Below are 26,290 nucleotides of genomic sequence, written 5' to 3'. Positions count from 1 at the left end.
CATGACTAAACCAATGATTCAAATCGCCCTAGATCAAACAAACTTACCTGCTGCTATTGACGTGGCGGCTAATGTTGAAAGCTTTGTCGATGTAATTGAAGTCGGCACTATTTTGGCTTTTGCTGAGGGCATGTCAGCGGTATCTACATTACGAAAAAATCATCCTAATCACATTTTAGTCTGTGATATGAAAACGACGGATGGTGGGGCAATTTTGGCCCGCATGGCATTTGAGGCTGGGGCTGATTGGATTACTGTTTCAGCAGCAGCGCATATTGCGACTATTGGCGCTTGTAAGAAAGTTGCGGATGAATTTAATGGTGAAATCCAAATTGAAATTTATGGCAATTGGACAATGGAAGATGCGCAGTCTTGGGTTGATCTTGGCGTATCACAAGCCATTTACCACCGCTCTCGCGATGCAGAATTAGCTGGTGTAGGCTGGACTGAAGAAGACCTTGTAAAAATGCGCGCGCTGTCAGAGTTAGGCCTTGAGTTATCTATTACTGGTGGGATTGTTCCTGAAAATCTGTATTTGTTCGAAGGTATTAAAGCAAAAACGTTTATTGCGGGTAGGGCTCTTGCTGGAAAAAAAGGGAAGGAAACGGCGGAAGCATTAAAAGCACAAATTAATCGTTATTGGAATTAGAGGGTGTTATGTATAAGAATTTAGAACGCCATCGTATAGGTCTTTATGAAAAAGCGCTTCCAAATGAATTCAGTTGGGAAGAAAAGCTAAAGACAACTAAAGAGCTAGGATTTGATTTTCTAGAGATTTCTGTTGATGAATCTGATGAGCGTCGCAGTCGCTTAGATTGGAATGATGAAGAAGTGTATGGTTTACGTCGTCTTTGTGAAAAATATGATGTGCCTTTACACTCAATGTGTCTAAGTGCTCATCGAAAATTTCCTTTTGGATCTGCTGATGCCGCAATTCGTGAGCAAGCGGTTATTCATATGGAAAAAGCGATCACACTTGCTTATAAATTGGGTATTAGAACAATTCAATTGGCTGGTTATGATGTTTATTATGAGCCAGCAGATAAACAGACACATCAATGCTTTATTGAAGGTATGAAGCTTTCAGCGCAACTTGCTGAGAGAGCAGGGGTGATGTTGGCTGTTGAGATAATGGATACCGATTATCTTAATTCATTGAGTAAGTTTGAAGTGTTAAACCGTGAAGTTAACTCTCCTTATTTTACGGCGTATCCTGATGTAGGGAATATTTCAGGATGGAATTATGACATTGTTACTGAGCTTAAATTAAGTAAGCCGCATATTACTCAAATACACCTTAAAGATACGTATTGTGTAACGGCTGAATATAAAGGGCAGTTTCGAGATTTAGTTATTGGTGATGGTGAAGTCGATTTCAAAGCCATTTTAAATACATTGAAAGAGACACAATGTGTGGTTCCTCTTGTTATTGAAATGTGGGCGCAAGATGCTAATTGGAAAGAGAATATTATTCTTGCAAAGGAGAGGTTAAACAAAACCTGTGATGACGTTGGGTTACTAAGGATATTCTCTGATTAACATCGTTTAATCGTTATTAAATAAATGCGTTTTGCTGTTGTGCAGTACTGTACCCCCCCCATATGTACTGCACACTCCACATTTTATCTCTCTTCCTTTCTATCTAATTTGACTTCATAGTACTGTTGGCGCAAAGTGGTGAAAATTAAATCACTTAAAGAGCAGTAAAAGTCGATGAAACCACTAAATTTACAGCTTTTTTGGTATGAAAAAGACCAGTCTCTGATTGATACCAAAGAACTTACAACATTATCTGCCACTCAAGAGTCAGAATTTAATGAGTGGAAAAAACAACGTCGAAAAATTTTAAGTTATGAGCTGCACCAGCAAACATGGGTGAAAGTATCAAATGATGGCGCATCATCAGAATTGCTATTTAGTTCCAATGGAACTGTGATTGAAACAGAACTATTTGGAGGTAAATCTTTATCTGGAGCTTGGAAAGTCGTTGATGGGGTTTTATTTATTAGTATGGTTAGTGATGACATCACTATTGAATATCAGGTTGTAGCTAATCGAACGAATAATATTCATGCTGGTATTCAATTTATTAACGATGCAATTTGTACGTACAATAAGTTTATTATTACTAAATAAAACTCATATTATAGCTTTAATGCTCACGTTGATAATCCATGATTAAGCATAAAAAAAGGGAGTTAGCATTCACTAACTCCCTTTGCTTAGCCAATATTTGACGCAATTTATTTATATACGATTAATGATCGTGTGCTTCGCCTGCACCTTTAGGGAAACGAATCGATTCCACAAGGTCTTGTACGTCTTTAGGCACTTCTGCTGTTACTTTGTTTACTGCAATTGAAACAATGAAGTTCACACACATACCTAGCGTACCAATCCCCTCAGGGCTGATACCAAACCACCAATTGTCAGGTGTGCTTGCGGCTGGGTTAATAAACTTAAAGTAAACGATGTAAGCGGTAGTGAAGGTAACACCAGAAACCATACCGGCAATTGCCCCTTCCTTATTCATCTTCTTATAGAAAATACCTAAGATAATCGCAGGGAAGAAGGACGCTGCGGCCAACCCAAAGGAGAAAGCAACTACTTGTGCTACAAATCCTGGTGGGTTAATCCCTAAATAACCAGCACCCACAATAGCAATGACGGCAGCCAATCTGGCGGCAAGCAATTCTTGCTTATCAGTCATATCGGGTTTAAAGCCTTTCTTCAATAAATCATGGGAAATAGACGTCGAGATTACCAGTAGTAGACCGGCAGCCGTTGATAATGCAGCAGCTAAGCCACCAGCGGCTAATAGTGCCACAACCCAGTTTGGTAAACTTGCTAGTTCAGGTGACGCCAATACGATGATATCTCGGTTGATGTCCATTTCATTACGTTCATCACCAGAGTAAAACATTTTGCCATCGCCATTTTTATCATCCCAACCAACAAGACCTGTGTCTTCCCAGTTTTTATACCAGCTTGGTGCATCAGCCGCAGCAACCCCTTGGCTATCTGGACCATTAATGGTTTCAATCATATTTACACGAGCAAACGCGGCTACCGCAGGTGCTGTGGTATATAAGAATGAGATAAACAGTAACGCCCAGCCCGCAGATATACGTGCATCTTTAACACGAGGTACCGTGAAGAAGCGGATAATTACATGAGGAAGTCCAGCCGTACCTACCATTAGCGCTGCACAGATAAAGAAGACATCAACCATGCTCTTAGAGCCGTCAGTATATGGGGTAAACCCGAGTTCAGTCGTTAATCCATCCAACTTATCTAATAAGTAGACTTCAGATCCAGTAACCGTTGAACCCATCCCAATTTGTGGGAATACGTTACCTGTCATCATGATAGAAGTGAATACTGCTGGTACAAGGAAGGCGAAAATGAGGACACAGAATTGAGCTACCTGCGTATAAGTGATGCCTTTCATACCACCCAGTACCGCATAGAAAAATACGATACCCATACCGATAATAATACCGATGTTTATATCTACTTCTAGGAATCGAGAGAATACCACACCTACACCACGCATTTGCCCTGCCACGTAAGTGAAAGAAACAAAGATGGCACAGAATACTGCAACCATACGAGCGGTTTTGGAGTAGTAACGTTCGCCGATAAAATCTGGCACGGTAAACTTGCCAAATTTTCGTAGATAAGGAGCAAGACAGAGAGCGAGCAGTACATAGCCGCCAGTCCAACCCATAAGATATACAGCACCATCATAACCAACAAAGGAAATGATACCTGCCATTGAAATAAATGAAGCTGCCGACATCCAATCGGCTGCCGTAGCCATGCCATTAGCAACAGGATGAACCCCGCCACCAGCAACATAAAACTCACTGGTTGATCCGGCGCGAGCCCAAATCGCTATCCCTATATAGAGTGCAAAGGTAATACCGACTAGTATAAACGTCCAAGTTTGGATACCCATGATAATTCCTCTTAGTCTTCCTGTACGTTGTATTTTTTATCTAGCGCATTCATGCGTGCCACGTAGATAAAGATCAGTGCCACAAAGGTATAAATTGAACCTTGTTGAGCAAACCAGAATCCCAATTTGAATCCACCAAATTGAACGGTATTAAGTGCATCAACAAATAATATTCCTGCGCCGTACGAGACTAAGAACCAAATCGCAAGCAAGCTGCCCATGATCCCCAAATTTTCTTTCCAGTAGGCTTGTGCTTGTTCTTGTGTTTCAAACGCCATAGCCAGCTCCTTTTTATGTTAAAAGTTTGTAACAAGAAGGAGGTTAGCAGCGGAAGAAAAGGAAAACAGTGCAACTTTAGTCGAGCGGATAAAGAAAAACGCCCAAAATATGAGCGTTTTATGTGAAGTGGTTATTGAATTTTTAATGTTAATACAGTGTTAATTAATACCAAGGTCTAACGATTAAAAATAGAAATCTTTAATTCCCATGAGTAAGTTATTTACAGCAACAGCAGCCAAAATTAATCCCATGACTCGACTAATAATAGCGGCCCCAACATTACCAATGACTTTTTGAATAAAGGTTGCTCCAAGCAATAAACCTAACGTTATCAATAGAACAACGAGCATGACACCCGCTGTGATTGATTGATCAAGTATGGAGTAACGAGAATTATCGGTCAGCATGACGATAGCCATCATAGCTCCCGGTGAAGCGATAGATGGGATAGCTAGAGGGTATACGGCAAGATCAGCAAGATCAGAATGACTCATTTCCTCACTCATTTTTTGTTCTTGCTCTGGTTTACTTTCACCAAAGATCATTGTGAGAGCAAAAATTAATAGCACTAAACCACCTGCAACTTGAAAAGCCGGTAAAGGGATTTGCATTGCTTCTAATAATAATTGACCAACAATAAGAAAAAAGAGCAAAACTAAAGTGGCGATAGCAACGGCTTTTAGGGCAACCAGTTTACGTTGCTTAGCTGAAAGATGTTGAGTTTGTGAAAGATAGACAGGAACTGAGCCAATAGGGTCAATTACGGCCCAAAGAACAACAAATTGAGTTACGAGGATACTTATCATGATTCTCCCAGAGGTTAGGTTACACAGAGGGATGGAATACCAATCAATGATGTGAAGTCATATTGATTGGTATAGCGTAAAGCAGAGTTTAATTTATTTTAGCGTCTAGAGTGTTATATCTTGGTTAACTTTCCGTTTGTTGTAAAAGAATGACGGCTTGAGTGCGATTCTTCACTCCTAATTTTCTAAATATAGCCGTCATGTGTGCTTTTATTGTGGCTTCTGAGACGTCTAAATCATACGCAATTTGTTTATTGAGCAATCCATCTGACAGCATTCCAAGAACTTTATACTGCTGAGGTGTTAGCGCAGCTATTTTTGTCGCTAAATCATCGCAAGCTGCTGAATTCTTTATTGCACCAGCAGGAAAATAGGAATCCCCCGCTAAAATTTGGTTAAGTGCTCCGATAAGCGACTTCATGTCACTGGATTTAGGAATAAAGCCGAATGCACCATGGGTTTTAACTTGAGATACGATGCTTGCTTCTTCACTAGCAGACACAACCACAATCGGTAAATCAGGATATTGAGAACGTAATTGGATTAAGCCTGACATGCCGTTACTGCCGGGCATTTTTAAGTCTAATAGCAGTAAATCGGGTTCTGGTTCTTTCTCTAATACTTTTAATAACGCCTCTAATGAATCAGCTTCTAGCAGGTTTGCACCACTGATTGCCATGTGGATAGATTGAAAAAGTGCATTGCGAAATAAGGGGTGATCGTCTGCGATGATAATGGTGTAGTTGTCGTCCATAGCTACAAGATTCCTTATAAGTTATAAAATAAAATTAACATCCTCTTGTGTTTTGAGCAATTTTTAGTCGCCAAAATCTGCGCTGCCTCTCTAACTCATGATCTCTAGAGCATTGAATCGCTTTTTTATTAGGATCTTAATATTTAAAACGAATTAATTTGAAGGGCTAGACAATCAAATAAAACGAAACTAAACTTCTTTCAAATCGAAACTTATTGAGTTTTTTATGTCAAAAAGAAATACAAAACAACGTCGCCATATGATCCTTTCTTTATTAACAGAACAAGGTGAAGTGAGCGTAGAGCATTTATCAGACCTATTTGATATATCTGAAGTTACCATTAGAAAAGACTTAACTGAGTTAGAGAAGAATGGGTTACTGATGCGTAAGTATGGTGGTGCTGTTTTAATGCCATCAAACATCATTCAAGAAGATAATTGTGAAGAAGTTTCGAATCGAAAGTTATCTATAGCAATGGCAGCAGTGGAACTGATTAAAGATCATAATCGGATCATTATTGATAGTGGTAGTACAACCGCAGCATTAATTAATCAGTTATCGAAACGAAATGGGTTAGTTGTGATGACAAACTCATTGCCTGTTGCGAATGCATTACAAGAGATTGAAAACGAACCAACCTTATTAATGACTGGGGGAACATGGGATAGTCACTCTGATTCGTTTCAGGGAAAAGTGGCTGAATCGGTATTACGATCCTATGATTTTGATCAGTTGTTTATTGGTGCGGATGGAATCGATTTAGAGCGAGGAACCACAACGTTCAATGAGCTTGTTGGTTTAAGCCGAGTGATGTCAGAAGTCGCTCGTGAGGTCATTTTGATGGTCGAATCAGAAAAAATTGGTCGAAAAATCCCAAATGTAGAGTTGCCATGGGAAAGCATTGATGTGCTGATCACCAATAATGATTTAAGCCCAGAGCAGCAACAAAAAATTGAGTCACACAACGTAAAAGTGATTAGAGCTTAATTATTACGTTTCGTTTTAACCGTTGTTTTTATTGCTGTCGAGTTACGGTTAAAAAGTAAAAAATTTATATATTAGAATAATGGAGTGTCGCCATGTGTGGGATTGTTGGTGCTGTAGCACAAAGAGATGTTGCTGAGATCTTAGTTGAAGGCTTACGTCGTTTAGAGTATCGCGGTTATGACTCTGCTGGAGTTGCCGTTGTTGATGCTGAGCATAATTACACGCGTATTCGTCGTTTAGGTAAGGTAAAAGAGCTTGCTGATGCGGTTGAGGAAGCGCATGTAGTTGGTGGTACAGGTATCGCTCATACACGTTGGGCTACACATGGTGAACCATCAGAAGTGAATGCACACCCACACGTATCAGGAGACATTACTCTGGTTCACAACGGTATTATTGAGAATCACGAGTCATTGCGTGCTTTACTACAAGAGCGCGGCTATATTTTTGAATCTCAAACCGATACCGAAGTGATTGCTCATTTGGTTGAATGGGAGTTGCGTTCGTCTGGTTCATTGCTTGAAGCGGTTCAGAAAACAGCAACTCAGCTAGAAGGTGCTTATGGCACAGTGGTCATGGATCGACGTGATCCAGAACGCTTAGTTGTTGCTCGTTCTGGTAGTCCAATCGTCATTGGTTGTGGTGTTGGTGAAAACTTTCTAGCTTCAGATCAACTGGCATTATTGAATGTAACTCGTCGCTTTATGTATCTTGAAGAAGGGGATGTTGCAGAGATTACTCGTCGTGAAATCCGTGTATTTGACGCTCGTGGTGAGCAGGTTGAACGTGCTATTACGGAATCAAATGCAGAGCATGATGCGGGTGATAAGGGTCAATATCGTCATTTCATGCAAAAAGAAGTGTTTGAGCAGCCAAAAGCGTTAATTAATACTATGGAAGGGCGCATCACTAATGATTCTGTTGTAACAGAAAGTATTGGTGTGAATGCGGTTGAGATTTTAAATAAAGTTGAACATGTACAAATCATTGCTTGTGGTACCTCTTACAATGCAGGGATGACAGCACGCTATTGGTTTGAGTCATTAGCAGGGGTGAGTTGCGATGTGGAAATTGCTTCTGAGTTCCGTTACCGCAAGTTTGTAACTCGTCCAAATAGTTTATTAATTACTTTATCTCAATCAGGTGAAACGGCTGATACGTTAGCAGCTCTTCGCTTAGCTAAAGAACGTGGCTACATGGGCGCAATGACGGTATGTAACGTAGCGGGTTCTTCATTGGTTCGTGAATCTGATTTTGCTTTCATGACACGTGCGGGAACTGAAATTGGTGTCGCGTCAACCAAAGCATTTACTACTCAGCTGGCTGCATTACTTATGCTAGTAACAGCGCTTGGTAAACAACAAAACCGTATCTCAAAAGAGAAAGAAAAAGAGATTGTTGAAGCGCTGCATGCGTTACCTGCTCAAATTGAACAAGCATTATCATTTGATAAAGAGATTGAAGCGTTAGCCCCTGATTTTGCAGATAAACATCACACATTATTTTTAGGTCGTGGGGAGTTTTATCCAATTGCTGTTGAAGCGTCTTTGAAGTTGAAAGAAATTTCTTATATTCATGCTGAAGCATATGCAGCAGGTGAGTTAAAGCATGGTCCATTAGCGCTTATTGATGCAGAGATGCCAGTTGTGGTGGTTGCACCGACTAATGATTTACTAGAGAAGCTAAAATCAAACGTAGAGGAAGTGCGTGCTCGTGGTGGCTTATTGTATGTATTTGCTGATGAGCAAGCAGGCTTTGAAGCGGATGAAAGCATGAAGATCATTACCATGCCTCATGTGAGTGATATTACTGCGCCAATTTACTACACCATTCCGATGCAGTTACTTTCGTACCATGTTGCCTTAATTAAAGGGACGGATGTCGATCAGCCTCGTAACTTAGCGAAAGCGGTAACGGTGGAGTAAGTTTTAGTTGTTCTATAGTGGAACAAAAACGGCAGTCTCGAATAGGCTGCCGTTTTTATTTATCTCTTTAAAACCATGACATTAAATTAAATTCCTGCTGGTTTAAAGAAGGCTTTTAAGCGCTTAGTGATCATTAAGCGAGAGACAGTAAACATTCCTGTCACTGTGCGTTGGTGTAGGCGGAAAATCGTGTCGTATAAACGGCGAATTAATCGACCTTGTAACACTAATTTTCCTTCTAAGCGAGTTCCCGGAGCAAAAGTGCCAACGGCAAAGTGATGACCAACAGCAACCACCATTCCACTGTCTTGGAAGATAAAATCTGTTAGCTCTTTTCCACGTAAATAACGACCTAAACTCTTAGCTAAGTGAACTGCTGCACGGTTAGCGGCTTGAGCTTTTGGTGGAACAAAAGAACCATCAGGTTGTGGAATTGCAGCGCAATCACCAATAGCAAAGATACGAGGATCTTCGGTTGAGCTCAGATTTTGGTTCACGTTAATTTGGTTCATACGGTTGTAGCTTAAGTTCCCAATACCATTTAACCAATCCGGTGCTTTTACACCCGCAGCCCAAAATTGGATATCAGCACCAAGAAATTTATCAACATCCGTTCGCATGCCATTTGCTGTTACTTCGCTAATGCGAGTTTCTAGTAATACACTTACACCACTTTTTTCTAGCTCTTTTAATACCTTATCAGACATTTTTTGTGGGCTATTAGGTAATACACGATGTGCCGCTTCAATTAAATTAATACTTAAAGATGATGCGTTATAGCGTTTTAATTTTTTACTTACTCGAGCTAATTCGGCCGCTAACTCAACACCAGTAGCACCAGCTCCTACAATGTTTATTGTGCTGCTTTTTCCTTCGCGTAAGATTTGACTAATTTGATTCCACGCTTGGCGTGCTTGACCTGCTGAATCTAAAAATAGGCAGTGGTCTTGAGCGCCTAGAGTATTAAAGTCATTACTGATTGCGCCAATGGCAACTACAAGGTAATCATAACTTAAGCCTGATTCTGTGCCATCTGGACGACGAACTAATAAGGTTTGGTTTTCACGATCGATTCCCGTCATCGCACCTTGATAATGTTGGTAACCGTGATGAGCCCCGTGAGTGAAATAACAAACCGAATCTAAATCACTATCAAATGTGCCAGCTGCGATTTCGTGCAAACGAGGTTTCCAATAATGATGTGTTTCAGGTTCAACCAGAATGATTTCATCTTCTTTACGGGTTGATTTGGTTAATAAGGTCGATAGCTCTAGACCAGCAGCGCCACCGCCTACAACAATGATTCGGGACATAGCATTTTCTCATAGTATTTTGGCTTAGAGAGGAGTTAAATCACTCGAGAATAAACCAAAGAATAATCTTCATTACAGAGCGCAACAGTGTGTGCTGAGTTTCAATGCGGCTATTATATTTATTTCTTAATTCGTGATAATAGTCAATAAATGAAAGTCACTTTTACATATGGGTAATAAATGTATGTTGGTTCATTATCCGTTTTGTTGGGAAGAGGAATAAATTAGATCCAGATTATAGTTCTGAATGATATCGGTCGTATCTGGTTTGTAGGTTTGTTTTTATTATATTTATTGCCATACTTTATTCAGTTGGTTTATCACAATCATTAAGGTGAGTAGACGATAAACTATCGATTTTAAGTAATATATTTGCTTCTTAAATATGGATGTTTTAGATGTCACTTTATACCTCTCGGTTATTAGTATTAATGAGCTTAAGTGTTTCTTTTGCTTCTTCAGCAGTTGATTTTTATGACCCTATCGACGGAAAGCTCGATATGGGAGAGTACCTTGCAGAAAACGCTTATGGTTTTTTACCAGTACCAATTTTAATAACCGAACCTGCTTTAGGTTATGGTTTCGGCTTTGCTGGTGTGTTTTTGCATGAATCTGATCAGCAGAGAGAAAAGCGTAAACAATTGGCGGCAACCTCTTTGGATGGAGGTGCTCAGCTATTAACTCCTGCAATAACTGTGGCTGGTGGTTTAGCAACAGAAAATGGCACATGGATGGGTTTCATTGGGCATAGAAGAACTTGGAATAAAGACACCATCCGTTACATGGGAGGTTTGGCTTATGGTGATATGAATATGATCTTTTATCGCCAAAAGAATAATGCCGGAGCGCTAGAACCCATTGTTGGAAATAGCGGGGTGGAGTTTGGTATGCGTGGTGGTGGTGGTATGCAGCAGCTTCAGTTTCGTGTCGATGATACGCCGTTGTTTTTTGGAGTCGTGCAAAAGTATTTTCAACCTGAATTGAGCATTAATAGTCACCCTAAGGCTGATGAAATTTTAAATCGGTTGGGGAACACGACACCAACAGCGTCAGGTCTTGGTCTTTTAATGGAATACGACACAAAAAATAACTTCTTAAATCCAACCGAAGGGATGAATTATACCGTTGAATATCTTTGGTTTAGAGATGATATTGGAAGTGATTATGATTTTGATACGTTAAATATTAAAGGCCGTCATTATTGGACACTGACACCTGAGTGGTCTGTTGCGGCGAGGGGGTATTATAAATCACTCTATACTGACGAAAACTTTCTTCCCCCTCCAGCTTACCCTGATATTGAGCTACGTGGTATAGCAAGAAACCGATATCAAGGAGAGCAAACCTTATCACTTGAAGGGCAAGTTAACTACCAATGGAACATTCGTTGGTCGAGCAATGTTTTTGCCGGTTTAGGCTATGCATCATCACAACATCAGTCATTATTCAAAGGTGATGAACAATATGCTTATGGTGTGGGTTTTCGTTACTTAATTGCTCGTCGCTATGGTATGAAAACAGGGATCGATTTAGCGTTTAGTGAAGAAGATACAGCTCTTTATTTCCAAGTGGGTATGGGAATATAAAAGAGATAAAAAAACAAGTAAATAACAAAGCTTAAATTTGAGCTTAGTGAATATCAGAAATAAATAATGGATAGACCTATAGTTAAACCATCAAAACTAACCATGAAGGTGAAAAGATGATCAAATCAAAATTGAAAACATTGGTAGCACTAACTGCATTGGCTTTTACGGCACAAGTGTTTGCGACTGATAAGTACAATACAGATATACCAACAAACATTATGACTCCGGATGCCGTAAGTACGAGTATTGGAGAGCTGAATTTTACTGATGGTGCACCAACAATAGAAACCACCCAAAAGCTGTACGATAATTTAGACACTATTCGATCAACTGAAGTCTTTTTAAATGCAATCCCAATGGCATCATTAGAAGCATTAAGAATGGGGCATGAAAGTATTGGAGTGAGTAAATCAAACCAAGTGGTGGTGTTTGATAAATTAATGGATTCGAATCCGCTGTTTTTAACCGGGAATACCGACACCGTTTATGCTTCTGCATTTTTAGATCTTGAACGTGATGGTCCTACTGTTATTGAAGTGCCGGCAGGTATGGGGCCAACAACGGTCAATGACGCTTTTTTCAGGTTTGTTACTGACTTAGGTATTGTTGGGCCTGATAAAGGTAAAGGTGGAAAATATTTAATTCTTCCACCAGGTTATGAAGGGGAAGTTCCTGAAGGGTACTTTGTTTCTCAATCAACAAGTTATGTTAACTGGTTTATTGCTCGTGGGTTTTTAAAAGACGGTAAAACAGATGCGGCAGTAAATGCGTATAAAAGTGAGTTAAAAATTTATCCATTAGCGAAGAAGAATCAGCCTCCTAAAATGGAATTTATCTCAGGAAGTGAAAAAGAATTTAATACCATCCATGCAAATAATGAACATTATTTTGATGAGTTAAAAGTTGTTTTAGATAAAGAGCCTATTTCATTTATTGACCCTGAAATGCGCGGTTTAATGTCGAGTATTGGTCTGCAAAAAGGAAAGCTCTTTGCTCCTGATGCTCGTATGCAAAAGATCTTAAAAGATGGTGTAGCGATTGGTAATGCAACGGCAAGAGCTTTGATATTCCAACCTCGAGATAAAGGCGCTTATATTTACTCGGATCGTTTATGGAAAACGGCATTTATTGGGAAAGATTATCAGTGGTTAGTAGATAAAGGGGAAGGAGGGCGTAATCTGGATGCCCGTACCTATTTCTTTTATATGGCGACAGTAAATACACCAGCGATGGCTCTGAAGCTCATAGATAAAGGTTCCCAATATGCCATTGTAGATAAATCGAAAGGGGGGGATTATCTTGATGGTGGTAAAAATTATAAGTTGAATATTCCTGCGAATGTACCGGCAAAAAACTTCTGGTCAGTGGTGGCATATGATCCGCAAACACGCTCTGAACTACAAACAGGCCAAGCGCTACCAAGTAAGAATAATCAACGTGATAAGTTAATTGAAAATAAAGATGGCTCTGTTGATATTTATTTCGGACCTAAAGCACCAAAAGGCAAAGAAGCAAACTGGGTCGAAACCGTTCCGGGTAAAGGGTGGTTTACTATTTTACGTTTATACGGACCGCAAGAGGCTTGGTATGATCACTCTTGGAAACCGGGTGATATTGAACTAGTTAAATAAGAGATTGTTGCAATTTAACCATAGCCTCTGCTTGTTATTACTAATGGGCAGAGGCTTTTTTATGTCTTATTGCTTTAATATCTGAGTCAGCAGTTTTTCAATGTGTTTAATAATGGGGTGTTGGTAGTAAGCACGATGATATTGAAGGCCTACCTCAAATGTCATTGCTTTCTCGTTGAGAGTTAAAGGTAGTTTAGATACATTGATGGGTAATTTTTGTGTTGGAATATCAAAACAAACAAAAATATATTGGCTTATCTCAACACATTCAATGGCTGAAGAAACGGAAGCAACGGTTAGTTTCTGTGTTAAATTAACGCCTGTTTGTTTTCGTAGACGTTCATAGTATGTACTGTCATCGAGATCCCCCATTGAGACTCTTACGGTATCAAATCTTTCTAAGTCAGCAAGACTAGCTTTGGATGAATTAGCTAAAGGGTGCTGTTGAGATACATACACAAACAATGCTAATTCACCGAGTTTTCGTTCAATGATACGTTCATTTATTTGGTTCGGATAACCTGAGATCCCGATAGATAGTGCGCCTGATTTAGGAAACTCTATTCCCTCTAAAGACCAGTCCACAATGGATATTTTAGGATGCCAATCATCTCGGGTTAATCCTTGTAAAAGTGGAACGGTTAGCAAGTTGCTTAGTGGATTTGCTAAATGAAAGATATATTCGATATTGGCATCTTTATTATTAAACGATTTAGCAGTTTGTTGTACTTGTTCAAGCTGTTCTAAAGGGGTTTTGATAATATTGTTCAACTGAATAGTAAAGAGTGTTGGTGCATAAAGCCCTTTATCAGCAATGAATAATTCATTATTAAAGCGTTCACGACACTCAGATAAATAACGATTAAAGGTTGCTCTACTGATGTCTAATGTATGACAAACTTTAGTTAACGATTTTTGTTCATAAAGTGAATCAATAAAACGATATAAATTTAAGTCTATGCTGTTTTTCATGTGATAGCTTTCCTTGCCAATACTTTTTTCTAGTATGAATCTTTTATGACAGTTTGTCTTTTAGTCTTGATCTTTGCGTCTCTCTATTTAATATATATGGAAATGCATATATCCATATTTAAGGGCTAAGTATGTTACCTCATCAATTTTTTAAAATGTTGTCAGATGAAACGCGAATGCGTTGTTTATTGCTTATTGCCCGTGAAGGTCGTTTGTGTGTAAACCAATTAACGGAAGCGCTAGATGAAAGTCAGCCTAAGATTTCACGTCATTTAGCTCAGTTGCGCCAATCTGGTGTGTTGGTTGATACCCGTGAAGGTCAGTGGGTGTATTACCAAGTTAGTTCAAATTTACCGGGCTGGCTAAATAAAATTATAGAGGGTTTGAAGCAATCAAATTGCTTACAAGCGCAATATCAAAAAGATACGGATAAATTAAACGCGATGAAAGCGTGTTGTTAAAGGATAATTAAGATGAAAATTAAAGTAGGTATTAACGGATTTGGTCGTATTGGACGCTTGGCGTTAAGAGCCGCATTTGATTGGCCTGAACTTGAATTTGTACAAATTAATGATGCTGCGGGTGATACGCATACGTTAGCGCACTTATTGGAGTTTGATTCTGTTCAGGGTCGTTGGCACCATGAAGTGACAAGCAATGGAAGCAACATGCTCATTAATGGTCAAATCCTTAAAACCACACAAGAAAAAGAGATCGATGCGGTTGATTGGTCTGGCTGTGATGTGGTGATTGAGGCAACTGGCGTGCATCGTGCGCGTTCATTCTTAGATAAATATTTATCTCAAGGTGTTAAGCGTGTGGTTGTTTCTGCTCCAGTAAAAGAAGAAGGAGTCGCAAACATTGTTGTCGGTGTGAATGATGACATTTTTGATCCTGCTGTTCACCAAATCGTCACTGCGGCATCTTGCACAACAAACTGCCTCGCTCCAATTGTTAAAGTTATCAATAAGGAGTTTGGGATTGAAAATGGGGCATTTACGACAATTCATGATTTGACCAATACGCAAACCATTCTTGATGCTCCTCATAAAGATCTTCGCCGTGCACGTGCGTGTGGCATGAGCTTGATCCCAACCACTACGGGTTCAGCTAAAGCGATTGTAGAAATTTTTCCTGAGTTAAAAGATAAAATCGACGGCCATGCGGTACGAGTTCCTTTAGCGAATGCATCATTAACCGACATTATCTTTGAAGTAAAAAGAGATACGACAGTTGAAGAAGTCAATCAGTTATTAAAGGATGCGGCACAGGGTGAACTAAAAGGTATTTTAGGATACGAAGAGCGCCCATTAGTATCGATTGATTACAAAGGCGACCAACGCTCAACGATAGTCGATGCACCATCTACTATGCTTGTTGGTAAGCGTATGGTGAAGATTTACGCTTGGTATGATAACGAAATGGGTTATGCAACTCGTACCGCTGAGTTAGTTCGTAACGTTGGCTTAGCTTAATAGTAATGACATGAATTTAAGGAATGTTAAATGACACATCCTACTTGGGAATTACCGGTTACAGGTACTAATGGCACATTAATTTTGACTCCGTGTCCGGGTACAAAAGGGGTTGATTTAATCGCCTCATTAGAGCAATTGAAAGCACAAGGTGTTGAAGCGGTAGCAACAGCATTAAGTCTGGATGAACTAACAGAAAAAGGCGTAGGTGCTCTTGGTGAAGAAGTACAACGTCTAGGTATGAAATGGTTTTATTTACCAATTGAAGATGATTGCGCACCTGGTGATGAGTTTGCTGAACAATGGGCAACAGCAACGTCAGAACTTCAACAAGTATTGGAAAATAATGACAAGGTAGCAATGCATTGCATGGGAGGCTCTGGTCGAACTGGTTTGCTTGCTGCGCATTTATTATTGGACTTAGGCTGGGATCTCGATGTGATTAAACAGCAAGTTCAAGCACTACGCCCAGGCGCTTTTACTAAGCGAGTACAAATTGAATACATTGATGCTGTTGCTGGTAAATAATGTGTTTTAGATAAGGTCTCAGAGAGCGATTGTTTTCTGAGGCTTTTTTATTTGAACGGATGATTTTATGTTTTCTCAATTAAGCCACAGTGTACGTCAATATATGCTTGTGACGTTTAATTATTGGAATTTCACCATTACTGACGGCGCATTACGTATGTTGGTGGTGCTTTATTTTCATGATCTGGGTTACACCACATTAGCTATTGCTTCGCTCTTTTTGTTTTATGAATTTTTTGGTGTGGTGACGAACTTAATTGGTGGTTGGCTTGGTGCAAGGCTTGGATTAAATAAAACCATGAACATTGGTTTATTGATGCAGGTTGGGGCGTTATTGATGCTTGCTTTACCAAGTAGTTGGCTCACAATCCCATGGGTAATGGCGGCTCAAGCATTCTCTGGTATAGCTAAAGATCTCAATAAGATGAGTGCCAAAAGTGCGATAAAAACCCTTGTTCCAAGTGATCAAGAAGGGGCACTGTATAAGTGGGTTGCTATACTCACTGGGTCAAAAAATGCATTGAAAGGTGCGGGCTTCTTCCTTGGTGGACTACTGCTAACGACGATTGGTTTTCAATTTGCGGTTATCGCAATGGCGAGTGTTCTGTTTGTGGTATTTGTTGGTAGTGTGCTTTTGCTTGATGGTGATATGGGAAAAGCAAAATCAAAGCCTAAATTTACTCAATTGTTTTCAAAATCAGAACAAATTAATACGCTCTCGGCTGCTCGCCTATTTTTGTTTGGTGCACGAGATGTGTGGTTTGTTGTCGCTTTACCCATTTACCTTGGTAGTGTGTTTAACTGGGATCATTCATTGGTTGGTGGCTTTTTAGCACTATGGGTGATTGCGTATGGTTTTGTACAAGGCTTTGCTCCTAAAATCACAGGTAAAGCGGAAGGAAAAGTACCTGATGGCCGAGCGGCAATGTGGTGGGTGAGTTTATTAGCTTTTGTGACAGGAATTATTGCTTATAGTGTTCAAATAGAGTGGCAACCTGAATATGTTATCGTCATTGGTTTGTTGATTTTCGGTGGTATTTTCGCTGTTAACTCTTCACTTCATTCTTATCTGATTGTGAGTTATGCCAAAGGTGATGGTGTATCTATGGATGTAGGTTTCTATTATATGGCTAATGCGATGGGACGTTTAGTGGGAACTATTCTATCTGGTTGGGTATTTCAAATGGCAGGTTTTGCTGCGTGTTTATGGGTGTCGTTTGGATTTTTATTACTCGCTGCATTGATATCCATTAAGTTGCCAAAATCAAATTAATATGAATAGAACGCAGATAGCTGTGTATATTTAGCTTTTTTTTATTACAAAAAAAACCACCGATAAACGGTGGTTTTTTGTTTAATTTATTGCGAAATTAACGCAGTAAATTAAAAACCTTCCATGTTTTTAGCTTCAAGCTGTTGGAAGTATTTCACTGTTTTCACTTTCAGTTCTTGTGTTGATGGCTCATCACACACGATTACTGATTTAGGGTGAAGTTGAAGTGCAGATACAGTCCATAAGTGGTTTACAGAACCTTCAACAGCTGCTTGCAGAGCAAGACCTTTGTTGTGACCTGTAATTAGGATCATGATCTCTTCTGAATCAAGTAGAGTACCAACACCGATTGTTAGTGAGTACTCAGGAACAAGGTTCATGTCGCCACCGAAGAAGCGAGAGTTAGCAATACGAGTATCTTCAGTTAACGTTTTAATACGTGTACGAGAAGATAGAGATGATGCTGGCTCATTGAAAGCGATGTGACCGTCGTTACCAACACCACCCATGAATAGGTTAATGCGGCCGTAAGACTTGATTTTGTCTTCGTAACGTTGACATTCTGCTTCGTGATCTTCTGCATTACCATTTAATAGGTTGATATTTTCAGGTTGAATATCAATGTGGTTGAAGAAGTTTTCATGCATGAATGTACGGTAAGATTCAGGGTGATCCGCAGGAAGACCAACGTACTCATCCATGTTGAACGTTACTACGTTCTTGAAGCTTACTTCGCCTGCTTTATGCAGTTCGATTAGCTTTTTGTAAGTATTAAGAGGTGTACCACCAGTAGGTAGACCTAGAACAAATGGACGATCAGCGGTTGGATTGAATGCATTGATACGGTTAACAATGTGTTGTGCAGACCATGCACCAACTTGTTCAGCGCGATTTAGCGGGATTAATCTCATTTGTATACCTCAAAAAAAACGTAAGTCGTAGAATCAAAAATCATTAATTCGCATTATAAAATAAGTTGTCACGTATCACCAATGATTTTGCTCAATAAAGAAACATTATTATTTAACATTGATCACGTTTGTACTTAAATGATCCATAAATGGATCGGCTTTCATAAAACCAGTTAAACGAGAATCAGATAAATATTCTCCGTTTGCATTCCAAAAATCGATGGTTGGTAGCCCAAGAACTTTAAGCTGCTGTAATAGCTCAATATCTGCTGGACTATTCTTTGTTACGTCTGCTTGTAATAAAACAAATTCAGATAATACGGGTTCAACTTTCTCATTATGGAAGGTGTATTTTTCAAATTCTTTACAAGCCACACACCAGTCAGCATAAAAGTCGAGCATAACTGGTTTTCCTTGTGCTTTGGCTATCTCTAGCTCTTGGTTTAACTCATTAATATTAGTGATTTTTTTAAAGGTCACGGTTTGAGTGTTTGTTGTTATCTCTGTATGACTTTTTCCTGAAATAGCATCAATTACAGGAATAGCTGAACCAACAATACCTAAAATGGCCACAATACCAACAATACTGGTTTTCCATGATTGAGGCATGGTTGCTTTAACATGATATAGCCAACCAAATGCAGCAATACCTAATGCAGACCAAATAAATGGAGTCACGTCATGTGGAAGAATTCGCTCTAATAAGAACACTGGAACGGCAAGTAAAATAAAACCAAATAGGGTTTTTACATGCGTCATCCAAACGCCGGCTTTTGGTAGCAATTTATTGCCAAATACCGCTGCTAAGATCAGTGGAATACCCATACCAATAGCCAGCGCATAAAGAGCAATTGCCCCAGTGAGTAAGTCTCCACTTTTTGCGACATAAAGTAGTGCGCCAGAAAGTGGGGCTGTAGTACATGGCGAACAAACTAAACCAGAGATAGCACCCATGGCAAATACGCCACCTAAGTTACCACCTTGCTGCTGATTACTGATGTCATTTAATTTAGTTTGTATGCTACTTGGCAGTTGAATGGTGTAAGCACCAAACATAGAAAGCGCAAGCAGTACAAATAGGATGCTTAATCCAATAAGTACGTAAGGATGTTGTAATGCAGCTTGGAATTGAAGACCTGCTGAAGCAACTACTAATCCAAGTAAGGTATAAGTTAATGCCATACCTTGGACATAAACAAAAGAGAGTTTAAAAGCTTTACCATGAGATAGCTTACCGCCACCCAAAACAATGCCCGTTAAGATAGGGTACATAGGCAATACGCAAGGCGTAAACGCAAGGCCAATGCCTAATGCCAAAAATAGGAAAGGCGTCCACCAAGCATCACCTAAGTTGGTCGCTAACTCTTGTTGTTGAGTCTGAGTCTTTGATGTTTCAAGAGGCGCAGGAATCTGCTTTTCTATACCAACGGGCGCATTTTCACTTTTTGCTACAACGTTTGTTTTAGCAACTTCATCTTGATAGCTACTTGGTGCTGTCAGTGCAGATAGTGGAATTTTACGAATTTCAGGTGGATAGCAGAACCCTGCTTTTGCACAACCTTGGTATCGAACGATTAATTCTGCGTTATCACCGACAGAAACTAGTGGAACAGTAATGGTTAATGGCTCGGTGTAAATATTTACGTGACCAAAAAATTCATCATTATGAGGGGTTCCATCTTCCATGACGAGATCAGCAATTTCAGCACCATTGGCTTTTACAGAGATGCGTTGTTGGTATAGGTAATAGTCGGGTTTTACTTGCCAATCTAAATAAACACGATCGCCTTGTTGCATGAAATTAAAGGGAAAAGCCTCATTCACAGTTACAAAAGACGAATCTTGGTTTCCTTGAAGTTTGGTTAAATCAAACGCGGCATTGGCACTAGGAGCCAAGATCGTGAACAAAAGAAAGAGGGATAAAAGGGCTGTTCGAAAGCGATATAAATGCGTCATGTGAAAATCTTTATAAAAATAGGTACGGATATGACTATAGAAACGGTCAAGAGTTCGACAAGTATAGTATCAATTAGGATGATTTTATATCTATCTCTTCTTGCTTATTATGAGAATAAATTGTCATTTGTTACGGTTTCGGGATCTCTGCGACACTATTTTTTCCGGACTAAAACTATGCTTATTTGGACGACAATTCAAAGAGGGCGTGGTGATGAAATACAAACATATCCTTGTTGCTCTGGATCTTTCAAAAGAAAGCCATTTATTGATTGATAGAGCAACATCATTAGCAGAGCTTGTGGGGGCAAAAGTATCGTTTATTCATATTGATGGGACTCATGGAGAAATTTATCCAGAGTTAATTGATATTCAGGCTGAGCCTGAACTGAAACCATTAAATGAACCTTCAAATAAATGGCTTACTGAATTCCAGAAATATACGACATTTCCAATTGAGCATTTCTGGGTGGGTACTGGCGATTTGAGTAATAAGGTGAGTCTTGCTGTTACAGATACCGAAGTTGATCTTATTATTTGTGGTCATCACCATGATTTTCTGAGTAAGATTATTTCTTATTCTCGACCATTAATAAATCATTCACCTGTCGATATTTTAGTGGTTCCGATCTCTTCATAAAAAAAATGGCAGCTTATTCAGCTGCCATTTGAGGGATATTATTGCAATTCACCTATTAAAGAATAATACCACCGAATGCAAAACCTAGAGCAACAGACGTTGCGATAGTTGCCACACCAGGGATAAAGAATGGGTGGTTAAATACTAGGTTACCGATACGTGTTGAACCCGTATCATCCATCTCAACCGCTGCAAGCAGTGTAGGGTAAGTTGGAAGAACGAACAGTGCACTTACTGCAGCAAAAGAAGCAACTGCTGTGATTGGTGCAACACCGATAGCAAGAGCAGCAGGCATTAGAGCTGTTGTTGTTGCGCCTTGAGAGTAAAGAAGCATTGAAGCAAAGAATAAAACAACGGCTAGCATCCAAGGGTATTGTTCAAGGATATGAGCAGAGAACTCTTTGATTTCGCCAATGTGAGAAGATACAAATGTATCACCTAACCAAGCAACACCAAGCACACATACACAAGCACTCATACCTGATTTAAACGTCGCTGCGTTAGCAATTTTAGACGCATCAATTTTAGTGAAAGTAACAATTGCCGCAGCTGCTGTTAGCATTAGAGCCATGATAGCTTCGTTACGACCAATGGTTGGGTGTTCAATTAGACCAACACTACCACTGATCATTGTTGCATAAGCCACAACAGCAATGATTGCCGCACAGAAGATGTAAACAGATGCTTTTGCAGTTGGTAAGATTTCACGCTTACCTGTGCCATTCATCTTAATTAGGCCTTTTTGAAGGCGATCTTGATAAACAACATCATCTTTTAGTTCACAACCTAGGAAGTTAGCAACAAAAGCACCAACCATACATGCAAGGAATGTTGAAGGAATACATACTGCTAATAGCGTTAAGTAATCCACACCTAGAGGTTCAAGAATACCAGAGAAGAAAACAACCGCCGCTGAAATAGGAGACGCTGTGATTGCAATTTGAGATGCAACAACGGCGATAGAAAGTGGGCGAGATGGACGAACACCTTGTTCTTTCGCTACTTCAGCAATAACTGGAAGTGTAGAGAAAGCCGTGTGGCCTGTACCTGCTAGCATCGTCATGAAATAAGTCACGATAGGTGCGTAGAAAGTAATGCGTTTTGGATTCTTACGTAAGAATTTTTCTGCTAGATCAACCAACCAGTCCATACCACCAGCAACTTGCATTGCAGCGATAGCAGTAATAACAGACATGATAATTAGGATAACATCAATAGGAATAGAACCTGCGTCCAGACCTAAAATCATGGTCAGAACTAGCACACCGGCACCACCCGCAAAACCAATACCAATACCACCGATGCGCGCACCTAAATAGATGAACAGCAGTACTACAAAAAGTTGTACAGCAATCATATGAAACTCCACTTTTTAATATTTAAATAATTATTCCTATTTGAACTAGGTAGCTATATATAGCAATTAGGAAAAAATATGAATAATTACTTTGAGTATTTTATAAATAAGAAATTACAAATAAAAAAAGCGAGCCCCTGAGAGCTCGCTATTTACTGTTAAGAATTAATCGTAACGTTTTGCTTTGTATTCTGGGTGCATAAGGTTCTCAACAGAGAAGATGTCATCTAGTTGCTCTTCAGTCAGTAGACCGCGCTCTAGAACTACTTCACGAACACTCTTACCTGTTTCAGCACAGATTTTACCAACAATGTCACCTTCGTGGTGGCCAATGAATGGGTTTAGGTAAGTTACGATACCGATAGAGTTAAATACGTGAGCTTCACATACTTCTTTGTTTACAGTGATGCCATCAATACACTTATCACGTAGGTTCACACATGCATTACGTAGGATATCGATTGATTCAAACAGAGCTTGACCAATAACAGGTTCCATTACGTTTAGTTGTAATTGACCCGCTTCAGCAGCGAAAGTCACTGTTGTATCGTTACCAATTACTTTGAAACATACTTGGTTAACAACTTCTGGGATTACTGGGTTAACTTTAGCAGGCATGATTGAAGAACCAGCTTGAAGCTCTGGAAGGTTCAATTCATTTAGACCAGCACGAGGACCAGAAGAAAGAAGACGTAAATCATTACAGATCTTAGACATCTTAACCGCAGTACGTTTTAGCGCACCGTGGATCATTACGTAAGCACCACAGTCAGATGTTGCTTCGATTAAGTCTTCAGCAGCAACACATGGTAGACCTGTTACTTCAGATAGGTGTTTAACTGCTGCTTCTTGGTAACCAGTTGCTGCGTTTAAGCCAGTACCGATTGCTGTTGCACCAATGTTCACTTCTAAAAGAAGTTGTGCTGTGTAGTTAAGGTTTTTCACTTCTTCTTGAAGTAGAACACCCCAAGCGTGGAACTCTTGACCAACAGTCATTGGAACTGCATCTTGAAGTTGAGTACGACCCATTTTCAGGATGTTACGGAATTCTTGATCTTTAAGATCGAATGCGCCTTTTAGGTATTCAATCGCTTCGATCAGTTTCATCATGCTGTTGTATACCGCAATACGGAAACCTGTAGGGTATGCACAGTTAGTTGATTGAGATTTGTTTACATGATCGTTAGGGTTAACGATGTCGTATTCGCCTTTTTGTTTGCCCATTAATTCAAGAGCAACGTTAGCGATAACTTCGTTAGCGTTCATGTTAACAGAAGTACCAGCACCACCTTGGAAAACGTCAGATGGGAATTGATCCATACACTTACCTGTTTCAAGGATAAGGTCACATGCTTTAATGATGTATTCACCAACTTGTGAAGGAATAGCGCCCAATTCTTTGTTCGCTAGTGCCGCCGCTTTTTTAGTGTAGATCATGCCGCGTACAAATTCTGGAACATCAGAAATTGTTACATTAGAGATATTGAAGTTTTCGATAGCACGAAGAGTGTGAATACCGTAGTAAGCTTCAGCAGGAACGTGACGTTCACCTAGTAAATCTTCTTCAATACGAGTTGCCGCAGTATTATTTTTATCTAAATCAAGCATCTGAGTCATAGTAAGCCTTTAAGGTTCTATATTTTAATAATTGGATTCTTTCCAAGTGACCATATCTGCGAGTAGAGTCCGTTCGTCAGAGTTGATCAATATCGTACCTGATGCCTTGTTTTAATGTCATCATACACCTCTTTAGTGGTAAAAGTGTTAACTTGATCACTTTTTAAGTCTAGTTTTTGCAAAATATTTCAAATTGCGATAATGCTCTCACTAGTTGTTAATATATTTACTTTATAGGTTATATAACTGCTACTCGAGTTAACGACTTTGATGTCTGTTTACACTCTTTTACAGTCTTTTTTGTTGAAAAAGTGGTCGGTGTGCCTCATTTAACAAATTAGAGAGAGAAAAAAACGTTTGAAGTATTTGCCTGCTACACTAAGTAGATTAAATAAAGTGTTCAAATAGTCTTAAATCCGTTAGAGGTGAACCGTGTTTCCTATTTTATTAGTGATGTTTATATTTGTGCCTATCATTGAAATTGCGCTGTTTGTGCAAGTCGGAGGAATGTTAGGAATGTGGCCAACTATCGCATTAGTTCTTATTACTGCTTTTGTTGGAGCATCATTAGTGCGTAGTCAAGGGATTCAAACCCTAATGTCTGTGCAATCAAAATTGCAGCAGGGTGAATTACCTGCACAGCAAATTGTTGAAGGGGTTATGTTAGCGGTTGCAGGTGTATTACTGCTTACTCCTGGTTTTATGACAGATACGTTAGGTATGTTGGTACTATTACCAGCTCCAAGAGCTTATTTAGCTAAACAACTAATGAGTCGAGTTAAAGTGAATAATATGGGCGCGTCTCAAGGAGGCTTTCATGCAGGATTTGGCGGTGGCTTTGATCAAAATGGTCCGTTTAATCAAGGTAGCCCATTTGATCACTCACGTCAGGATGAGCAACAAGGGGATGTCTTTGAGGGGGAGTTCCAGCGTAAAGAAGACGATCCGAATAAAACCCTAAAATAGTTATCTTAATTTATCGAATTAAATAAAAAAGCCGCATTATGAATGAACATAATGCGGCTTTTTAGTATTTCATAATTAGCGTCTTAGCCAAGAGCGTGGGTTTTGTGCTTTACTGTTACGACGGATCTCAAAGTAAAGCGAAGGTCTGTCTTGACCGCCACTGTCACCAACAACCGCAATGGTTTCTCCCGCTCGTACTTTATCGCCTTCTTTTTTCATTAGGCTTTGGTTGTAGCCATAAAGCGTCATATCGCCTTTACCGTGATCGATTAATACCATTAAGCCATAGCCACGTAGCCAATCAGCAAAAACAACTTTACCAGAATAGACTGCTTTTACAGGCGTTCCGTAATCACCAGCGAGCACCATACCTTTCCAAGTTAATTGGCCTGTTTGTTTCGTGCCAAAACTGTGTAATGTTTTTGGATTACTTATTGGCCAAGGTAGACGACCTTTTTGTCGGCCAATGCCATCCATTGGTACATTATTCTTCGCTTTTGCTTTAGCTATCGCTGTTTTTAAACGTTTTTCATTTTGCTGCAGTTCATTTAAATAACTGCTTTCGTTTGTAATGCGCTTTCTGATACTTGAAACGGTATTTTTACGTTTATTCTGCGATGTTTGAAGTGTCACTTTCTCTTTTTTGTATTGAGCAAGAAGTTCACTTTGACGTTGTTGTTTTTTAAGTAAATCAGCTTCTTTTTCTTCAAGCTGCATATTGGTGAACTCTAATTGAGAGATAGCACCAACACGAGCTTCTGATATGCGTTGGGCGTATTGAGTCATGCGATCCATTTTGGTCACATCATCACCGCTAAGCACATTTGATAACTGGTTATTTCGACTGGTTAAGTAATAGTTTACTAACAGATCTTTTAATATTTCAGTCTGTCCAATCTGTTGTTGTGTCAATTCAGATTGCTGTTGCTTAAGGTTACTAATAGAGCTTTTTAATGTCGTTAACTCTTGTTCGGCATTACGTATTTTTTTCGATGCGTTTGCTATCGATACTTCATGCTTTTTAAGACTGTTTTGAAGGCTAGAGAGTTCTTTTTTCTGCTTGCTTAGTACAGAGCTCTGGCGGGATATTTCTTGTTTCATTCCTTTTAATTCGGCATCACTTGCGTGAACCAAGATTGGAGAAGAAAATGCCAGGCACACTAACGCTGTCGTAGCCAATCGACGACAAGAGAAAGAATTATTTAAAAGGGATATGTTCATCGCTGCATTATTTCAGATCGAGTGAGTTCTGACTAGACAGAGTTTAACTTTGGTCTCAATTGTAAAACCAATATCACAGCATTTTCTTTGTATTTACGAGTTTTTTTATCCTTGCTAGTTTCAGAACA

At 39.5% G+C, this 26,290-nt stretch carries 24 protein-coding genes; 13 read left to right on the top strand and 11 right to left on the bottom strand.

Features of this window, described 5'->3' with window-relative positions:
- Position 1 precedes the first annotated feature (1 nt).
- The 3 genes from GNP81_RS01605 (at position 2) to GNP81_RS01595 (ending at position 2,136) form a co-directional block, all read left to right on the top strand.
- Positions 2–649 carry a 3-keto-L-gulonate-6-phosphate decarboxylase UlaD gene (locus GNP81_RS01605; protein WP_155674230.1) on the top strand — a complete coding sequence of 216 codons (648 nt, stop codon included), beginning with the start codon at positions 2–4 and terminating at the stop codon, positions 647–649.
- Between the two features lie 8 nt (positions 650–657).
- On the top strand, positions 658–1,539 hold the full coding sequence (locus GNP81_RS01600) for an L-ribulose-5-phosphate 3-epimerase (protein ID WP_155674231.1): 882 nt from the start codon (positions 658–660) through the stop codon (positions 1,537–1,539).
- A 174-nt stretch (positions 1,540–1,713) separates the two neighbouring features.
- Positions 1,714–2,136 (top strand): hypothetical protein, encoded by a 423-nt coding sequence (locus tag GNP81_RS01595; RefSeq protein WP_155670904.1) that lies wholly within the window; start codon positions 1,714–1,716, stop codon positions 2,134–2,136.
- 121 nt (positions 2,137–2,257) lie between these two features.
- Here GNP81_RS01595 and GNP81_RS01590 read toward each other — a convergent pair whose 3' ends face one another.
- From GNP81_RS01590 to GNP81_RS01575, 4 genes are all read right to left on the bottom strand, one after another.
- Positions 2,258–3,961: a sodium:solute symporter family protein gene (locus tag GNP81_RS01590; protein ID WP_155674232.1), complete on the bottom strand. Its 1,704-nt coding sequence runs from the start codon at positions 3,959–3,961 to the stop codon at positions 2,258–2,260.
- Positions 3,962–3,972: 11 nt separating this feature from the next.
- Positions 3,973–4,239 carry a DUF4212 domain-containing protein gene (locus GNP81_RS01585; protein ID WP_011262767.1) on the bottom strand — a complete coding sequence of 89 codons (267 nt, stop codon included), beginning with the start codon at positions 4,237–4,239 and terminating at the stop codon, positions 3,973–3,975.
- A gap of 183 nt (positions 4,240–4,422) precedes the next feature.
- Complete coding sequence (locus GNP81_RS01580) at positions 4,423–5,046, bottom strand: MarC family protein (RefSeq protein ID WP_063653268.1); 624 nt, start codon at positions 5,044–5,046, stop codon at positions 4,423–4,425.
- Between the two features lie 124 nt (positions 5,047–5,170).
- Positions 5,171–5,800 carry a response regulator transcription factor gene (locus GNP81_RS01575; protein WP_011262765.1) on the bottom strand — a complete coding sequence of 210 codons (630 nt, stop codon included), beginning with the start codon at positions 5,798–5,800 and terminating at the stop codon, positions 5,171–5,173.
- Between the two features lie 226 nt (positions 5,801–6,026).
- Between GNP81_RS01575 and GNP81_RS01570 the strand changes: the two genes are divergently transcribed.
- Entirely contained in the window at positions 6,027–6,788 is a 762-nt protein-coding gene (locus GNP81_RS01570) for a DeoR/GlpR family DNA-binding transcription regulator (protein ID WP_012533066.1), read from the top strand.
- A gap of 92 nt (positions 6,789–6,880) precedes the next feature.
- Entirely contained in the window at positions 6,881–8,713 is a 1,833-nt protein-coding gene (gene glmS / locus GNP81_RS01565; RefSeq protein ID WP_155674233.1) for a glutamine--fructose-6-phosphate transaminase (isomerizing), read from the top strand.
- A gap of 86 nt (positions 8,714–8,799) precedes the next feature.
- Here the strand turns inward: glmS and GNP81_RS01560 are convergent, their stop codons facing one another.
- The gene (locus GNP81_RS01560) at positions 8,800–10,026 is read right to left on the bottom strand and encodes an NAD(P)/FAD-dependent oxidoreductase (RefSeq protein ID WP_155674234.1); all 1,227 of its coding nucleotides are present in this window, start codon (positions 10,024–10,026) and stop codon (positions 8,800–8,802) included.
- 398 nt (positions 10,027–10,424) lie between these two features.
- Here GNP81_RS01560 and GNP81_RS01555 point away from each other — a divergent pair, with 398 nt between their 5' ends.
- Positions 10,425–11,612, top strand: coding sequence for a BamA/TamA family outer membrane protein (locus GNP81_RS01555; RefSeq protein ID WP_155674235.1), 1,188 nt, complete (start codon positions 10,425–10,427; stop codon positions 11,610–11,612).
- 116 nt (positions 11,613–11,728) lie between these two features.
- Positions 11,729–13,246, top strand: a complete 1,518-nt coding sequence (locus GNP81_RS01550; RefSeq protein ID WP_155674236.1) for a DUF1254 domain-containing protein — start codon at positions 11,729–11,731, stop codon at positions 13,244–13,246.
- A gap of 66 nt (positions 13,247–13,312) precedes the next feature.
- Here the strand turns inward: GNP81_RS01550 and GNP81_RS01545 are convergent, their stop codons facing one another.
- Positions 13,313–14,218, bottom strand: coding sequence for a LysR family transcriptional regulator (locus GNP81_RS01545; protein WP_155674237.1), 906 nt, complete (start codon positions 14,216–14,218; stop codon positions 13,313–13,315).
- Positions 14,219–14,349: 131 nt separating this feature from the next.
- On the opposite strand from GNP81_RS01545, the gene GNP81_RS01540 reads away from it, so the two are divergent.
- From GNP81_RS01540 to arsJ, 4 genes are all read left to right on the top strand, one after another.
- The gene (locus tag GNP81_RS01540; protein ID WP_005421229.1) at positions 14,350–14,679 is read left to right on the top strand and encodes a metalloregulator ArsR/SmtB family transcription factor; all 330 of its coding nucleotides are present in this window, start codon (positions 14,350–14,352) and stop codon (positions 14,677–14,679) included.
- A 12-nt stretch (positions 14,680–14,691) separates the two neighbouring features.
- A complete protein-coding gene (locus GNP81_RS01535; RefSeq protein ID WP_155674238.1) occupies positions 14,692–15,693 on the top strand; it encodes an ArsJ-associated glyceraldehyde-3-phosphate dehydrogenase in 1,002 nt (333 codons plus the stop codon).
- A gap of 30 nt (positions 15,694–15,723) precedes the next feature.
- Positions 15,724–16,221, top strand: coding sequence for a phosphatase domain-containing putative toxin (locus GNP81_RS01530; RefSeq protein WP_155674239.1), 498 nt, complete (start codon positions 15,724–15,726; stop codon positions 16,219–16,221).
- Positions 16,222–16,288: 67 nt separating this feature from the next.
- On the top strand, positions 16,289–17,494 hold the full coding sequence (arsJ, locus tag GNP81_RS01525) for an organoarsenical effux MFS transporter ArsJ (RefSeq protein ID WP_155674240.1): 1,206 nt from the start codon (positions 16,289–16,291) through the stop codon (positions 17,492–17,494).
- Positions 17,495–17,604: 110 nt separating this feature from the next.
- On the opposite strand, the gene nagB is transcribed toward arsJ, so the two are convergent.
- Positions 17,605–18,405: a glucosamine-6-phosphate deaminase gene (gene nagB / locus GNP81_RS01520; RefSeq protein ID WP_011262751.1), complete on the bottom strand. Its 801-nt coding sequence runs from the start codon at positions 18,403–18,405 to the stop codon at positions 17,605–17,607.
- 108 nt (positions 18,406–18,513) lie between these two features.
- Complete coding sequence (locus tag GNP81_RS01515) at positions 18,514–20,361, bottom strand: protein-disulfide reductase DsbD (protein ID WP_155674241.1); 1,848 nt, start codon at positions 20,359–20,361, stop codon at positions 18,514–18,516.
- A 214-nt stretch (positions 20,362–20,575) separates the two neighbouring features.
- On the opposite strand from GNP81_RS01515, the gene GNP81_RS01510 reads away from it, so the two are divergent.
- Positions 20,576–21,001 carry a universal stress protein gene (locus GNP81_RS01510; protein WP_155670925.1) on the top strand — a complete coding sequence of 142 codons (426 nt, stop codon included), beginning with the start codon at positions 20,576–20,578 and terminating at the stop codon, positions 20,999–21,001.
- A gap of 55 nt (positions 21,002–21,056) precedes the next feature.
- On the opposite strand, the gene GNP81_RS01505 is transcribed toward GNP81_RS01510, so the two are convergent.
- Together GNP81_RS01505 and aspA are read right to left on the bottom strand one after the other, a co-directional pair.
- Complete coding sequence (locus tag GNP81_RS01505) at positions 21,057–22,358, bottom strand: anaerobic C4-dicarboxylate transporter (RefSeq protein ID WP_005421215.1); 1,302 nt, start codon at positions 22,356–22,358, stop codon at positions 21,057–21,059.
- A gap of 165 nt (positions 22,359–22,523) precedes the next feature.
- Positions 22,524–23,975, bottom strand: coding sequence for an aspartate ammonia-lyase (gene aspA, locus GNP81_RS01500; RefSeq protein WP_155670927.1), 1,452 nt, complete (start codon positions 23,973–23,975; stop codon positions 22,524–22,526).
- A 432-nt stretch (positions 23,976–24,407) separates the two neighbouring features.
- On the opposite strand from aspA, the gene GNP81_RS01495 reads away from it, so the two are divergent.
- Entirely contained in the window at positions 24,408–24,941 is a 534-nt protein-coding gene (locus tag GNP81_RS01495; RefSeq protein ID WP_336495399.1) for an FxsA family protein, read from the top strand.
- A gap of 75 nt (positions 24,942–25,016) precedes the next feature.
- On the opposite strand, the gene GNP81_RS01490 is transcribed toward GNP81_RS01495, so the two are convergent.
- Positions 25,017–26,162: a murein hydrolase activator EnvC family protein gene (locus tag GNP81_RS01490; protein ID WP_155670929.1), complete on the bottom strand. Its 1,146-nt coding sequence runs from the start codon at positions 26,160–26,162 to the stop codon at positions 25,017–25,019.
- Positions 26,163–26,290 lie beyond the last annotated feature (128 nt).

It is taken from the genome of Aliivibrio fischeri, from assembly GCF_009727955.1.
Classification (GTDB): Bacteria; Pseudomonadota; Gammaproteobacteria; order Enterobacterales; family Vibrionaceae; genus Aliivibrio; species Aliivibrio fischeri_A.
The sequence above is the reverse complement of the archived record's forward strand: the minus strand, read 5'-3'. Positions and strand labels throughout refer to the sequence as shown.